Origin of the sequence: Bacteroides sp. MSB163 (assembly GCF_036416795.1) — a bacterium.
GTDB classification, from domain to species: Bacteria; Bacteroidota; Bacteroidia; order Bacteroidales; family Bacteroidaceae; genus Bacteroides; species Bacteroides maternus.
Genome location: NZ_CP143867.1, coordinates 2,740,176 through 2,757,247, shown reverse-complemented (window position 1 = coordinate 2,757,247; position 17,072 = coordinate 2,740,176). Strand labels below are relative to the sequence as shown.

The window sequence follows — 17,072 nt, the reverse complement described above, 5'->3', positions numbered from 1 at the left end:
ACTTAGGAGCAGTAAGAAAGAAGGGAAGAAAGTCGTATGAAACCAAGAAAGCTGTCCCAAGGAGTTAATCAACTTCTTCGGGACAGCTTTCACTTAATCTATAGAAAGATTCCTCTTATTTACTACAATTCCAAGGTTTCAATTGTTTAAAGAAATCATTGCCTTTGTCATCTACCAAAATGAATGCAGGGAAGTCTTCCACTTCAATCTTCCAGATAGCTTCCATACCGAGTTCGGGATATTCTACACATTCGATACTCTTGATGTTGTTCTGTGCCAGGATAGCGGCAGGACCACCGATAGAACCGAGATAGAAACCACCGTACTTCTTGCAAGCGTCCGTCACCTGCTGGCTACGGTTACCCTTAGCAAGCATAACCATGCTGCCACCATGACTTTGGAACAACTCTACATACGAGTCCATACGTCCCGCAGTAGTGGGACCCATAGAGCCACAAGCCATACCAGCCGGAGTCTTGGCAGGGCCGGCATAGTAAATCGGATGATCCTTGATATACTGTGGCAAATCTTCACCACGGTCCAGACGTTCTTTCAGCTTAGCATGTGCAATGTCACGGCCTACGATAATCGTACCATTCAATGACAGACGTGTAGCCACCGGATATTTAGTCAGTTCCTTCAAGATATCTGCCATCGGCTGGTTCAGGTTTATCTTAACCACGGCACCTTCGCCTGCATGACGCATTTCTTCCGGAATGAGTTCACCCGGATTACTGTCCAGTTTTTCAATCCAGATACCTTCTTTGTTGATCTTACACTTGATGTTACGGTCGGCAGAGCAAGAAACGCCCAGACCTACCGGACAAGATGCACCGTGGCGAGGCAGGCGGATGATACGGATATCATGAGCCAGATATTTACCGCCGAACTGTGCACCGAGGCCAATCCTATGAGCTTCTTCTAACACTTCTTTCTCAAGTTCTACATCACGGAAGGCACGTCCGTACTCGTTACCCGTAGTGGGCAACTCATCATAATAATGAGTAGAAGCCAGCTTCACCGTCAACAGGTTCTTCTCAGCAGAAGTACCGCCAATGACGAAAGCGATGTGGTAAGGAGGACAAGCTGCTGTACCCAGCGTCTTCATTTTCTCAACGAGGAAAGGAACCAGAGTGCCGGGATTCAGGATTGCTTTTGTTTCCTGATATAGGTAAGTCTTATTGGCCGAACCGCCACCTTTGGTCACGCAAAGGAACTTATATTCCATACCTTCGGTAGCTTCGATATCTATTTGTGCAGGTAGGTTACACTTCGTGTTCACCTCGTCGTACATATTCAACGGAGCATTCTGAGAGTAACGCAGGTTTTCTTCAGTATATGTTTTGTAGACACCCAACGAAAGAGCTTCTTCATCACAATAACCAGTCCATACCTGCTGTCCCTTTTCACCATGAACGATAGCCGTACCGGTATCCTGACAGAAAGGAAGCACACCTTTTGAAGCAACTTCTGCATTGCGCAGGAAGGTCAATGCTACATATTTATCATTATCACTTGCTTCGGGGTCGCGCAAAATCTTAGCAACTTGCTCATTGTGCGAACGGCGCAACATAAATGACACATCGCGGAAAGCTGTGTTAGCCATTGCCGTAAGACCTTCTTTTTCAATCTTCAGAATGGGCTTTCCTTCAAACTCGCTTACAGATACATAATCTTTTGTAAGCAGATAATACTCAGTCTTATCTTCCCCATGCTCAAACATAGGTTGATACTTGAACGGAGGTGTTGTTGCCATAATTACTCGTAAATTAAATTAATGAATCGTGTAGCAAAGGTAAGAACTATTATTGAAATATTTCTTTAATTAGAGTGAAAATGATGACACTCTCTGCATACGGCCTATCAATTCGTCACCCAACGCTGTCTTATCTTCAATATGTTTCAGCACAGCGGTGACAAACGGATTACTTTCAAAGTCGCCGCGTACCTGCTCAAAGTCCATTTCTTTCTCTGCGCGCGAACCGTCGGCACCGAAGCCCGTCATGGAGGCAAGTGAGAATTCTTTCTTGGCATCATCATACACCATACGGTCCAACCCGACTACCGCTTCTTTCCACTTCTCTACAATGCGGATGATGTCTGTAGCCGTTATATTGTCCGGTTTGATTCCGTAGTATTCCTCCAACTTTTCATAAGCCCAGGTCCACTCATAAGTGTAGTAGTTCTGATGCATCTTCTCAAATTCAGCATTGATGTACTTCAGACGGTCTACTTTGCCACACTCGATATCATTGATCAGGGCATCTATCTCGCTCTTCGGAGCTATCAGGCCGGAAATGTCCACCCACTCACCGCTACCCACTGTGGTGTCGGGCTTCAGGCGGGCACGTATTTCTTCATTACTTTTGAATTCAATACCTTCCAGACGTTTGATGACAGAGTTTCCAAGGAATTTATGGATGGCGATCTCATAAAATTTGATACCTTTCACCAATGCCGAGTTACGGATCTTCGCACTATGGAAAGAATAGATATCGGAAAGTTCGCCCGAAGCATGGCGCAGGTTCTGCAAAGTTTCCCGTCCCTTGAACATCTTCTGCACGGTATAGGGACTGAGTAAGTTGTAATTGATGAAATCCAGTTTGTTAGAATCCGTACGTCCATCACGCTTCGGCCACTTCTGTGCATCACGGATGGTTCCTACACTTCGCAGGTTGACACCCGGTACAAGATAAGTAGTATTGTTCTGCTCTATCAGATAGGAGAAAGGCAAGTTAGAAGTATCGGAATGATTCACATGGCGGCCCATTACCAATGAAAAAGCGCCTACACGGGCGGGCCAAAGAATATAGGAATCGGAAGTAGTTTTAGCACCACGTTCCAATGTTCCCTGATGGATAGGGCCTAACTTATACATGTGATTACTCTGATTGGAACCCGAACCGGCATTCATGAATGAAAACATACCGGCAATCAGTAAAGTGGACTTATGATGCGTCACCGTGAACGGTCCGGCAAAGATAGCACATGCCTCGCCATTCTCTCCCTGGCAATTGCTGAAGAAAAGCGATTCGGACGCTGAATAATTATGTCCCAAACGACAGGCCTGGCCTATAAAGCAACGGCTCAGCATAGCTCCATCGTCTATATGTGAACCGGAGGAGATGATAAAATCATCACAAATAACTCCATGGCCGAGATGTACCGGTGCTTCCGCATTACTATTAATGCTACCATTATAAAGACGACAAGTTCCGCAAATGTGGCAATAGTCTCCGATACGTACATTCTTGATAGAACCAGTATTGAGTATCATCACATGATTGCCGATAGTACCTACCGAGGAGGCATGCTTATTGGAATAAAAATCAGTAATAGCCTTCATCCGGCAAATCAGTTCAGGACGGTGGCGGTAAAGCGCCAGAATATAAGCCTGATGCGCAGAAAGTTTATCATTGATAAGTACTTCACGCCCACCAGTTTCATTCAGTACGGATACTTCCACCCCATTACCGAATTTACTCAATCCGTCCACCAGGATGATGTCTACATTCTCAATGAATGTGTCATGCCCAATCTCATAATTAGCAATGTAGTTCTGGATGTTCTCAATGCAACAGTTATCCCCCACCGTGACATTGTGGAGCGTTACATGACGCAAACCGGAATGTTTTTTAATTCCACCCGGCAATGTGAACTCTGATTGAAACACGCCTAAACGCACATCTCCCGAGAACCGGGTGTGATGTACAAACTCGGTAACAAAGTCTTCTGCTACCATTACTTTCCCCCAATCATCCGCCAGACACGACTGGCTTTTCAACCGGAGTACTTCGTCTTCGGTTAAATGTCTGTAATTCATAACAATTAAATTAAGAATGATGAATGAAGAATGAAGAATTACCATGCAGCACAATAGTGTGCAGCCTGATTCTTCATTCATCATTCTTCATTCATCATTGATTACTCTTCTTCGTAGGTCTGATAAAGAAAATCGTTATAAGGGTATTTCTGTACATGCAGTTCTTTCACGCGTGCATAAACCACACTCTTCAGTTCCTCCAAATTGATCTTCTCACGGGCAGAGATAAAGAGGCAATTATCCGCCATCTTTGCCATCCAAGTCTTCATCAGTTCCTCGAGTGTTAAGTTTTCCTTTGTTCTGGGGGTAAGGTCGTCAGCCGCTTTCTCCACATAGGTGTAAGCGTCTATTTTATTGAATACAAGTATGATTGGCTTACCGGATGCACCGATATCCGCCAATGTTTTATTGACTACTTCTATCTGTTCTTCAAAATCCGGATGTGAAATATCCACAATGTGCAACAGCAGATCCGCCTCGCGCACTTCGTCCAGCGTCGACTTGAAAGAGTCCACCAGGTCAGTAGGCAACTTACGGATGAAACCAACCGTATCTGAAAGCAGGAACGGCAGATTATCAATAATCACCTTGCGCACTGTAGTATCCAGTGTTGCAAACAGTTTATTTTCTGCAAATACTTCGCTCTTGGCAAGCAGGTTCATCAACGTGGATTTGCCCACATTGGTATATCCCACTAATGCCGCACGGATCATACGTCCACGATTCTTACGCTGGGTTGACTTCTGCTTATCGATCTCTGCCAGACGTTCTTTCAGTAATGACATACGGTTCAGGATGATACGGCGGTCCATTTCCAACTGCGTTTCACCCGGACCACGAAGTCCCACTGAACCTTTACCGCCACCGGCACCAGAACCGCCACCCTGGCGTTCCAAGTGGGTCCACAAACGTTGCAGACGGGGAAGCATGTATTTATACTGTGCCAATTCCACCTGCGTCTTTGCATTGGCTGTCTGTGCACGCATGGCAAAAATATCGAGAATAAGCGAGGTGCGATCCAATATCTTGATCTTCAACTCAGCTTCAATGTTACGTATCTGTTTCGCGGAGAGTTCATCGTCAAAAATCACCATACCGATTTCCCGTTCGGCTTCCTCTTCGTTCCGGATATATTCTTTAATTTCTTCCAGTTTACCTTTGCCGACGTAGGTCACAGAATGTGCCTGATCCAGCTTCTGGGTAAATCGTTTCACTACTTCCGCCCCGGCTGTCTCAGCCAAGAATTCCAGCTCATCGAGATATTCGTTTGTCTTACGCTCATCCTGTGTTTTCGTAATGAGACCAACCAATACCGCCGTTTCTGCCTGTACTTCGGAGATTACAAATTCTTTCATTTACTATACCTATTTATTATATATTGGGCGACAAATATAATTATTTTTGCAGAAATCCTTCTGCTATTTTCTCATTTAATTCTATAACAATATCTTTATAATCAGCACGGCGACCGCATGCACGAATTTCCAGTAAAGGATACTTATCAAGAATATGTAACATCAGATCGGTCATGGAAGGTGCTGTGGGCAACTGGCTATACTCTTCATACGTATAGGTAAGAAAAGCCACATTAGGACCTATTCCCTTATTATCCAGCAAGTATCCCTTATTCAAAAGAGTAGGCAGACGTAACCCATCCCCCATTTTCAAATCCCCGGGCGCAGGATAGGACAAAATGCGGGTACGAGCCTCATCCATTATCACCGGTACCTGGTGTGAATAATCAGCCTTGGTTTTATAGATATAAACCACCGGAGAAGTGGAGGCCGGATTACCACCTGTCAACTGTGGAGTAATTGCTCCAGAATTCATTTCTATCTTTTGCATATCAGATATGACCATTGTTTCTTTTTTCGCAGAACGACAACCCGCCAATAGTACAAGTAAGGTTGCTATTACAATATTAATTTCCTTTTTCATTTTAAAAACTTACATTGATGAATTCCCTTGTCCGTTACAGACTGCAAGATATATACTCCCGTAGGATATTCCCGGCAAGAGAAAGTTATAGTTTCTTTTCCTTCAGACAATATTTGTTTCAATAGACGCCCGTTTACATCATATAGATTCAACCTGCGGGAATTCTCCGGCAAATGAACAACAACAGTTTCCTGTTGCTTATCACAGAAAGCAGTAAATCGTATTTCTTGCTTCGTCTCTATAATTGAAGTAGGATCAGCCTTAACAATAATCTCATTCGTGGTATCAGGACCACCATGAACCACTTTCCATTCTGCATCATTCGTTCCTTTGTAGACTGCAACAATACGATCACCGGGTTGTGGAGTCAATGAGATTCTACAGGAAGGAGCAAAGGACACTGTATAATATGTCTGCATACTTGGAATATCCGAGATTCCTGATATAAATTCCCTTATATTCAAATTCTTATCAACCATAGCCAAAGCTACTTTTCCCGAGAACGAGTCTAATCCCAAATTCCAGAGGAAGCCGCACTTCACAATAAAGGAAGAGTTTACATTAAATTGAGTTTCAGAGGTTTCCAAACCGGAATAATAAGTTCCATCCTGAGATTTCCCAGCAAGCATGGCCAATAATGTTTGATAGCTTGAATTTCCCTCCGCCGGCTTTAGCCCGAACAAAGCGTCTTGATTCGCGACAAAGCCACCGCCAGCACTACCACCTGCTCCCTGATTATTCGGATTCAAAGCTGAAATCAGGAAATAACCATTACTATAGCCACTCCACCCCCAATTTACTCTAAAATAATCCTTCGTTGTATATCCATCCAATATAAATTGATGTCCTTCATTACTAAGAGTAGCTCCACCGTAAAGCACAGGGCCTACTGTCATTATTTCATTTTCCAGCATTTGTATCCACTCTGCCTCCGAATACCATTCACGACGAAGACACAACATGCTTTTATTGTAATTCATATACTCTGCCAATCCATGAATAGCTGTCAATGTAGCGGCACCGGTTCCACCGGCAGAAGCAATATTAAACTGTGATTGAGCCATAACACCGCAATCGTACATCAAAGTTGCAACTTCATTTTTAGAAATCTCGGATGAATTCCGATCATATTGAAGTGGCATATCGCTCCAAGCATAAGTATGTCCCAAAGTTCTCCCCGATACATTTTGATGAATTTTAGCTCCACTAACCAGCGCATCATAACTATAAGCAGGAAGAGTACCCGTTCCTGCATTCGGCCATTGATGATATCGCATCAATATGGATATAGCAGTTGCCACACACCCTGTAACAGTCTGTGTGCCTTCAATTTTAGGACAAAGCGTATTATAAGGACTCTCTTGATCCCACTCCGCTGTTTTATATTGCTTTACCACATCTCCGGTTGTCATATCCGACACCCCTCTCCACGCTTCAGATACAACATCAGAAGTATTCAGTCCCGTCTCTCTTACCTCATTGATCTGTTCTTTCAGCCCATTCATCCAACTTTTCAGATTAGAAGGCATCCCATCTACCACAAAGCTGTTTGTGAAAGAATAACCTAGTACAGGCATAACCACATCATCTCCGGCAATAATAACAAAACCTTTTCGGTCGGTACTATTAAAGACATAGAAAGCCGGAAGATTCCCTACACTACGGGTATTCGCATCTTCTCCATCCCAAACTAATTGCAACTGTGGTGACGCGGCAGTACTACGGGTTTGAACATTCGTTTTAAAGAAATCGGTAGCTAAAGCATGAGCTTGCTCTGCTGTGACATTATCAGCAAGAAGCCGATTTGTAAGAAGAATAAATAGAAAGAGTAGTGTACACCTCATATAGTTAGGGGTTAGTTGTTTTAGTAGCACCTCAACGAATGACACAAATCACTATCTTGTTGTTCATTAGAAAAGACAAAATTACTGAAATATATGGTTCGGCAAATGATTTTAAATACTTTTTTAAAAACAAGGCCATCCTAAGTTAATAGAATAGCCTCGTTCCACATATTATAAATATATAATCTAACGTTTCATAAATTTGCTCCGGTATATCTTACCATCAGTTGATTGCAATACTACAATATAGCAGCCTGCATCCAATCCTCCTACCGGAATAGAATACTCTTTCTTATCCCCGGACTCTTTTTGCTGTATTATTTGCTGTCCGGACAAGTTATAGACAGAAATCACTCGGGCGGCATGAGAAGTACGGATATTAAGAATATCTTCCACTGGCTGCTGATAGATAACTAATCCATCCTTATCGGCTATTTCATCCTCAATACCGGTGGCCGGTCCTACAGAAAAATAGAGAGTGCTAATTGTCACAAGGTCTCCATCAGTACCTGATTTATACAAACGAACAGCATGCCTTCCCTCACCCAGACTCAGAGGAATTTCCATTACAAGGTTTTCCGTTTGGTCTGCCTCCACAAATACATTTTGATAGTGTACACTGTATGGATAACCTTGGGCATTCTCATAAACAGCTGCTGCCAATGTTCCAGTATATACATTTCCATCACCAGACAATGACAGATCAGCCAGAAAATTCAGACTCTCACCTACTTGAAGTTGTACCTTCTCCAGACGTGGTTGGCTGACCTTTAAATCGGCAGTTCCATACGCCTCCTTTATGGTGACCGGAGTTAATTCACCGATGCCATACGTACCTCCTCCCCAATCTATACAGGGGCAAATATAATACTCTCCAGCAGGAATATTGGTAGTCACAGAGTTCTTAGTAACAGTCAGGTTTCCGGATACAGCCAGTTCTCTATTAATCGTACCCGGTTTTATTTCGACCTGTACATCTCCAACTATCGCTACAAAGTCCGCGTTTTTATCAAAAAGTGCAACACCCACTAAACCATAATACTCGTCCGATGTGCTTTTGTTAGAAACCAACATTTTGTAATCTCCTTTGAGACCACTATATAAGCTATGGGCTAATTTCACACTAACTTCTATGTCTTCTTCAAGACTTAGATTACCACTGAACGGAGTCAAAGTACATTTATTACCGCTTACAATAAGAATGAGTTGTGCTTCAGAACCCACGTAACCACGCACACGGCTCCATGTTGCTTCGCGCTCATCTTTGGTAGCTACATATACGGAATAAGTTCCATCAGCAAAATCATTGGGTATTTTCAGATTAGAAAAAGCAAGAGGATCATATCCTTCATACGTATTTATCAGCGTAGCCAAAGCCATCTGCCCTAATATTGACTGTTGGCCATCTTTTTCTGCTATTACTGCCAACTTACTATTCTTGCATGCCACACTCATATTAAATATCTCAGTAATCGTCAGTTTGAACACATCTCCCTTAGCGACTTCCTCTTTATTTGCTTCCAACTTCGTCATAAAAAAATGGGAAGTAAAGTTTGAAGAAGTAGTAGGTGGCTGTATCCCCAGATACATTCCCTGACCTCTTGTAAATCCTCCGCCTAGATTACTTCCACCACCAATACCGGGAGAATCCGGATTTAAGGAAGCAACTTCAAAGTAACCATTATTCATTCCGCTCCATCCCCAATTGACATGAACCATATCCTCTTCATTATACCCATCAAAAACAAACGCATGGCCTCCATCATCCGAAGATCCGAAATAGTAAATAGGACGTTTCTCGTTAATTTCTGATTTAATCAGATTCATCCATTCTGCAGAAGCAAAATATTGACGATACACCAAACCCAAATTACCATCATATCCAAAGTAGTCAATTAAGGCCTGACCTACCTGATGTGAATAGGCTCCTGAAGCAGATGGTGAATATTCCATATCAACAGCAATACCACAGGCAGACATTAGCTGTGCAACGGCATTAGCTTGTGTCGTAGTGTAATTACCTTCATATTGCGGCAACATGTTATCCCAGTCAAAAGTAGTATTTCCATAATCAAAAGAACATTCAATTCCACTGGAAGTTTTATAAGAATGAGTACCTTTTCCTTTTACAGGATATTCATGATATTTCAAAATCATAGCCATTGCCGTGGCTACACACCCCGTTACACAACGTTCTCCTTTATAAAGAGGACAGGTATTATTGTACGGCTCACTTTGATCCCAGCATATATTTCCCAGCAAAGGAGATACAGATGCCGGAAAACTTGTTTTAGTAAGCAGTTTAGGTTCAGTAACCGTTTTTTCGACATTACCCAGTTGAGCATAAGCGGCATTATATAGTTCCAGCCACCCAAGTATGTTTACCGGTAAGTTCTCAGTTATGAAACTTCCATTATCCGAATAGCCCAGTACAGGCTTCATACGATCATCCCCGGATACTATAACATAAGCAGACTGCGCATAGTTATAGATATAAAAAGCTGTTCCTTCCACACTACGGGTAAATGCAGATTTTAGCAAATCATTAGAGACTGCCACCAATTGAACTTCACCGCTATTACGGGTTACAGCCCCGGATGACTGCATAAAGAAAGTTCGTGCAATAGAAAGAGCTTCTTCCGGAGAGCGTTGGGCCGTCCATGCCGATAAGCTGCATAAAAGAACCAAAGACAGGAGTAGTAATTTCTTCATAGGCATTATTTATTAGGATAATTAAACTAGAAATCGCAAAGTTACAGAAATCTATCGCTTTACAAATATTTCCCGCTAGTATTTTGCAAATAATGCGAATCAGTAGTTGAAATAGGTTCATTAGGGTTTAACAATGAACTATATTCCCATTAGGACTGAACATACTTCCCACTACGACTGAAACCACTTCCCGCTACGACTGAAACCACTTCCCACTACGACTGAAACCACTTCCCACTACGACTGAACTAGTGTCCCACTACGACCAACCTTAGTGGGACATCAAGTAGGCTATCACACAATAAGTTACGCTTTTCAGTTCACTCCTACATAATGCATATCGGAAAAGAAATGAGTTTTCACCACAGAGGAACACAGAGTATCACGGAGTTCTATTCTTTTGATTTCAAATTGATTAAACTCAGTGAGACTCTATGTTACTCTGTGGTGAATTAATTCATAACCCTTACAAAAATGAATAAATGTCTGAAAAGGATTAACATATATAGAAAACTTTATTTCTTAATAAATTTACTTCGATAAGTCTTTCCGTCAACAGATTGCAAGATTATAATATAATAACCAGCTGCCAATCCCTTTACCGGAATAGAATACTCTTTTCTATCTTCGGACTCTTTTTGCTGCATCATCTGCTGTCCGGATAGATTATAGACAGAGATCATTCGAGCCGCATGAGAAGTATAGATACTAAGAATATCTTCTACTGGTTGCCGAGCAATGATGATTCCGTCCTTATCGGCTATTTCATCTTCAATGCCGGTGACTGGTCCTACAGAAAAATTGAGCCTGCTTACCGGAGTATTATCATATCCTCCCAGAAGGCTTTGCTTATACAGGTTAATCGTATAACTGCCTTCCCCGATTTGAGGGTCAATCTCCATCTTAAAATCATAAGGTCGAGCTTCTTCTACAAACACATTAGCATAATGCAAATTGGATGTAGTACCTTGACCGACAGCAAAAATCGCTGCCATCAAAGTTCCGTCATATACATTACCCGTTCCGCCTAATGACAAATCGGCCAATAGCTTAATCTTCTCTCCTACTTGAAGTTGGCTATTCTCCAAACGTACATTGTCTATAACCAAAGCGGGGCTTCCCAATGCTCGGCCGACAGTGACGGCTATCCATTCTCCACTAATGTTATACACATTTCCTCCCCATTGCACATACGGACAAATGTAATAATCTCCAACCGGAATGTCAGTAGAAACCTCTCCCCGTTTATAAGCCAAATCCGTGGAAATCAATATTTCTCTACTATCCGTTCCCGGTTTCAGTTCTAATTGGGTAGCTCCTACCAGGCCCACGATCGTATAGTTGCCATCCGCCGTAGCAAACAGTACGCCTGCATCACCATAGAATTCATCGGTAGGGCTGCTATTGGAAAGCAACACCCTAAAATCTCCTCTACGCCCACTATAGAGATTATGTAAGATTTCGAGCCTCCCATCTAATTCTTTTTCAATCATCAGATTGCCCGTAAATGGAGTCAGAGTACATCTATCATCGGCCACGACAAGCGTGAACTGCGTCTCTGAGCCATAATCACCACGTACACGGCTCCAAGTCGCCTCACGTATATCTTGGGTAGCTAAATACATTGCATAAGTTCCATTGGTAAAATCGTTCGGGATCGTAACATTTGAAATAGATATTCTTCCGTATCCATAATAAGTCTCTATGTCCTCCAATTCTCTGCTCCACAACACAGACTGCTTTCCACCCTTTTCTACAATTAACCCTAATGAACCGCCTTTGAAGAGCAAATTCATATTATATATTTCAGTAGCCGTAAGAGTAAAGTTTTCACCCTTGGAAAATTCTTTTTTATTTGTTTGTAACTTTGCAAGAGAAAAGTGTGAAGTATATCTTGAGGATGCGCCAGGCGGTTGCAGTCCAAGGTACATTGCCTGGCCTTGTGTAAAACCACCTCCAAGATTGCTTCCACCACCAATACCGGGAGAGCTGGGGTTCAAAGAAGAAACTTCAAAGTATCCATTATTCATTCCACTCCATCCCCAATTAACATGAACCATATCCTGTGCATCATAACCGTCAAATACAAATGCATGGCCTCCATCATCCGATGATCCGAAATAGTAAATAGGACGTTTCTCATTAATTTCTGATTTAATCAGGTTCATCCATTCGGCAGAAGTAAAATATTGACGATATGCCAAGCCTAAATTACCATCATATCCAAAGTAGTCAATTAAGGCCTGACCTACCTGATATGAGTAAGCTCCGGAACTGGAAGGTGAATACTGCATATCAACCGCTACACCGCAGGCCAACATTAATTGGGCTACAGCGTCAGCCTGTTCGGCAGTATAAGTTCCAGAATATTGCGGAAGCATATTATTCCAATCAAAGGTAGTATTTCCGTAATCAAAAGAACATTCAATTCCATTAGGAGTTTTATAAGAATGAGTACCTTTTCCTTTTACCGGGTATTCGTAATATTTTAAAATCATAGACATTGCCGTAGCCACACATCCCGTCACACAGCGTTCTCCCCGATAAAGCGGACAGGCATTATAATAAGGTGCATCCTGATCCCAACATATGCTTCCCAACAAAGGAGATACAGACGGCGGAAAATTAGTGGTAGTTAGCTGTTTAGATTCGGTAACCGCTTTTCCGCCATTAACCAGTTCAGCATAGACGGAATTGTACAGTTCCAGCCACCCAAGTATATTCACCGGTAGGTTCTCAGTAACGAAACCGCCATTATCCGAATAGCCCAGTACCGGCTTCATACGATCATCGCCGGATACTATGACATAGGCAGACTGCGCATAGTTATAGATATAAAAGGCCGTTCCTCTCACACCACGGGTAGATGCGGATTCGAGCAAATCATTAGAAACCGCCACTAATTGAATATCACCGGCAGTGCGAGTCACGGCAACGGATGACTGCATGAAAAAGGTTTGCGCCACGGAAAGAGCTTCTTCCGGAGAACGTTGGGCCGTCCATGCTGTTAAACTGCATAAAAGAACCAAAGACAGGAGTAGTAATTTTCTCATAGAAAGCATTTATTAGAATAATTAAACTTAGAATACAGGTTTCATGCGGTCATCACACGAATAACAAAAAGGGAGTATGCAAATATTCACATGGATTAATTGCAAACTCCCTTTAGTATATCTCGGAAAGTCCTTACTTCATCAAGACGGGCATTCCCGTATCAAGTGAACGTCTTTCCCAGCTATTACCATTCAAGTTTTTGATGAATATATTAAGATTCACTGATTTGGCAGTCTTTTCGGGAGCAACTTTCACCAACTTCATATCCCTGACAGCAACAGTAGCAATCGATTTAAAGCTAAGCGCCTGTGCTTGGCTGGCAAGTGGTGCGAATACCGAAGAATAATAGGATATCAAACTAGCGCCTTCTTCAGTACTGGCCAGATAAGCAAATGACGTCCAATTGCCTTGATTACCAAACGTATTTTCAAAAACGATACTATTGTCCGACATACGTCCTGTCATAGTTTCCGTGCTAGTAAAACTACCCGCATCCAAGTTTAAAGGGACTACCCGCATCGGATCATCATTGAGAGAAGCCACTGCCTGCGGTTTCAGAATGACATATCCCCGTCCATCATCATACGACAAAGTGAAAGTGTCATCATAGCCTTCCAAAGGAAGCGCACCCTGCACAGCCAAGGTATTGGCATCAACCTTGGTAATAGTAACAGGTAAAGTATACTTCTTACCACCAATTATGCCATCAAGAGTCCAATCGCCCGCATAAGCTTCAATCGGAGTTGCAGGTTCTGAGGAAGCCACGTGTTTGAACTCAATATAAGACGCTTCCTGAGCCTCAGTCTCACCCTCTGGGTTGGCACCATACGACACAGCCACCAAGTAATACACGCCATTGCCGGCAGCCGGTAATTTGACCTCACCGTTTTCTTTGACAGAAACGTACTCAATCGTTTCCTCAATTATGCCATCAACCACTTCATCCAAGTCGGCACTAGCAGGAACAAGAGCTAAACGAGCTTCTGTCACATCAGCTCCAAGTTCCACAGCAGCCAGAGCATAATTATATCCACTGGGGTCGGTAAGACTACCCTTATACTCCATAGTTACGGAGAAATCGGAAAGCACGGCTCCAGGGAAAATGATGGTCACAAGGCCATCAGCCTGCGTATTATTCCAACCACCAATTCCATCCATATAATAATACGGAGCAAGCTGTACTCCCGCAGGTGTGCCATCAGCCTGATACTGAAGGACCCTATTGAATGTCCAAGCAGCCTCAGTGCTAAGACTTGAGAAGTCGGAAGGATGGTGAGCATCAACATTTTTATTATAATCATTTGATGTATTAAAGAAACCGGTACAGTAATATGGGAAGTAAACCAGATCTTCCATTGTAATGGTCACATTACCCACCTTGTCTCCCGGCTTCAATAGGGTAAATTCCAAGTAAGGACTTTGATCGCCATTAGAGGAATAGCCTTCCTTAGCCAACCCTTCAGAATACGGATCAACCAGACGATACAAACTTGGATTGAGGTCATTGCGCTGTAACTCCACACTATAATTATTAGCAAACAAGAAAGCATCATTGAAAGTAGCCTTCCCCAGAGAAGTCCAAGGAGCCGGAATACCCGCCTTGAACACATACTGAGCCATACCGTAAGGAGTGGTAGTACTTTCATCTCCAATAGTCAGTTTGATTTCAGAATATGCATCATACTCCAGCGACTCGGGGTTATAGCTGATGGACAACACAGCCTTGTCAACGCCTTGGGCAAAGCTGACAGAAGCCGGAATTGTGAAAAAACTGCCGCCACCCGTAGCAGTAACAGGCACGGAAATCGCCTCATCAGCCTTGGCGCGCATAAGGGTCACGTCGAACGACGTCTTGTCTTTGCTCAAATCAACAGTCGCACCATTTGTGTTCGGAAAATACACTTGGGCGTTTGCCGGTTTGTCAGCAGGTGAATATTCCACATCGTCACCACAGGCAGTGAAAGCCAATGGAAGTGCCAGCAAAAGCATGGCACTCAATATGTTCTTTATCTTGTTCATATACAAATTCTATTAAAAGTTAACTTGTTGGTTAATTGTTACCCGGTGCATACGTGCCTATCGGAGTAGGACGCGTGGGGATGCTACCTGAAGGATCTGGATTGTTTTTGCCTTGGAGAGCTGTGTTTGAATCCACTTCATCCTTGGGAATCACTAATGCCCAGTTAGGCTTCACATCTACGCAGTTTATCTTGAAGATATCCTGTTTGTAGTTGGTTCCTTGATAGTTCTGGATTACCCCTGGCCTCAGACGCTTGGCTGTTGGGAATGCAATACCTTCACCCCAGAACTCAATACGCATTTGCTTCAATATCTCAAGCTGAACAGCACGCAGGTCAGTCAGCACACAGTTGTAGTCAGGCTGACGGTATCGCTTCATAAAATCGTTCAGCAGTTGCACACCTGCCGCTACATTTTGGCTGGCAGCCACTGCTTCAGCCTCTATAAGGTACATCTCTTCCACACGCATCACGGGGATATCGGCGGCTGCACCAACGGAGTAAGTCTTGTAGTCACCACTGACGCAACGGAACTTCAGCGACATATAGTCGGGTTGTTCATCCAGCCACGCCTTGCCTTGCACCGACTGGTAATTATAGAAACTTCTGTCCGGGTCGAGGAAAGAGTACTTACGGAAGTCATTGTCAGCTATCTCGTCATAGAGCGAACGCGCTATCTGGAGTTTCGACAAGTCTGCATAACCCCAGCCAGCCTCATTGGAGATGTGACCTATGAAGTTGGCAAGGTTACCCATATTAGAGGCCGTGGGATGGAGATACCACATCCACGAAGAAGTAGCAGTATTGAAGCCTGTGGTAGAGTTGTTCCACTGTGCGGCAGTCATAGGCGTTGCCCCCGACGCATCGATAGCCTTACGGGCATACTCGGCTGCCTTGGAATAATTCTTATCCCACATATACACCTTGGCCTTCAAGCCATATACCACAGCTAAGCTAGGGAAGTTCTTAGTAGCAGGCGTATAGTCTGCCAGACCGATTTCAGCCTTATCAAGATCAGAGAGTATGAAGGTCATCATCTCCTCGTGTGTTGCACGCGGATTGTTTTTAGCCATGTCGTTGGTGGTCGCCTCGGTCACGATGGGCACTGTAAGTCCCAACACATTACTGCAATCAGTATAGATGTTTTCCATGGGCTCGAAAAGCACCATCAACGTATAATAGTCCAAAGCACGGAAAGCATGAGCCATACTGCCGTATCCACGCATTTCATCGGAAATGGTGGGATCGGTAACATCAACTACTGCTATCACATCATTGGCAGACTTTACAAACTTATATAAGGAAAAGTAGGGAAGAAACGATTGATAAGAGTTATCACCCATACTATTGTTTGCGCTGTAGCGCCACCACCAGTCATAGCCGTACTCAGTGGCAACAATGTCACCCAGAAGTTCGGACTGAGCCAACATCAGAGAAGGGTAAGCGATGTCAGTTTCGTGAACCTGCTTTCCGTACACCAGATAGCCTTGCACCATCTGCGATGGCAAACCATTGATCGCAGCCTCAAGCGCCGAAGCCGAAGCACCGATTTGCTCAGAAGTTGCGGTAGAGTTTTCAGGGAAAATCTCTTCTATACAGCCGGTCAGTACCGTAGCCGATATCGCCATAGCTGAAAATAGTTTGAATATATTCTTTTTCATATTATTGTTATCTATGTTTTAG

The 17,072-nt window shown here is 43.3% G+C and carries 9 protein-coding genes; all 9 read right to left on the bottom strand.

The genetic code is table 11. The features are described from left to right. Nucleotides 1-115: 115 nt before the first annotated feature. A complete protein-coding gene (locus tag VYM24_RS09975) occupies nt 116-1,756 on the bottom strand; it encodes a fumarate hydratase (RefSeq protein WP_007213191.1) in 1,641 nt (546 codons plus the stop codon). Between the two features lie 69 nt (nt 1,757-1,825). Next, entirely contained in the window at nt 1,826-3,823 is a 1,998-nt protein-coding gene (locus VYM24_RS09970; RefSeq protein WP_330942054.1) for a DUF4954 family protein, read from the bottom strand. A 101-nt stretch (nt 3,824-3,924) separates the two neighbouring features. Beyond that, a complete protein-coding gene (gene hflX, locus VYM24_RS09965) occupies nt 3,925-5,178 on the bottom strand; it encodes a GTPase HflX (RefSeq protein ID WP_291552144.1) in 1,254 nt (417 codons plus the stop codon). Nucleotides 5,179-5,218: 40 nt separating this feature from the next. Continuing rightward, the gene (locus VYM24_RS09960) at nt 5,219-5,761 is read right to left on the bottom strand and encodes a hypothetical protein (RefSeq protein ID WP_291552146.1); all 543 of its coding nucleotides are present in this window, start codon (nt 5,759-5,761) and stop codon (nt 5,219-5,221) included. Next, nucleotides 5,758-7,605, bottom strand: a complete 1,848-nt coding sequence (locus tag VYM24_RS09955; protein WP_330942053.1) for a thiol protease/hemagglutinin PrtT — start codon at nt 7,603-7,605, stop codon at nt 5,758-5,760. Before VYM24_RS09955 ends, VYM24_RS09960 begins: the two co-directional genes overlap by 4 nt. A 186-nt stretch (nt 7,606-7,791) precedes the next feature. Next, nucleotides 7,792-10,317 (bottom strand): thiol protease/hemagglutinin PrtT, encoded by a 2,526-nt coding sequence (locus VYM24_RS09950; RefSeq protein WP_330942052.1) that lies wholly within the window; start codon nt 10,315-10,317, stop codon nt 7,792-7,794. Between the two features lie 515 nt (nt 10,318-10,832). Continuing rightward, nucleotides 10,833-13,370, bottom strand: a complete 2,538-nt coding sequence (locus tag VYM24_RS09945; RefSeq protein ID WP_330942051.1) for a C10 family peptidase — start codon at nt 13,368-13,370, stop codon at nt 10,833-10,835. A 133-nt stretch (nt 13,371-13,503) separates the two neighbouring features. Then, nucleotides 13,504-15,390 (bottom strand): hypothetical protein, encoded by a 1,887-nt coding sequence (locus VYM24_RS09940; RefSeq protein WP_330942050.1) that lies wholly within the window; start codon nt 15,388-15,390, stop codon nt 13,504-13,506. A 31-nt stretch (nt 15,391-15,421) separates the two neighbouring features. Further along, the gene (locus tag VYM24_RS09935; RefSeq protein WP_291552157.1) at nt 15,422-17,050 is read right to left on the bottom strand and encodes a RagB/SusD family nutrient uptake outer membrane protein; all 1,629 of its coding nucleotides are present in this window, start codon (nt 17,048-17,050) and stop codon (nt 15,422-15,424) included. Between the last annotated feature and the right edge of the window lie 22 nt (nt 17,051-17,072).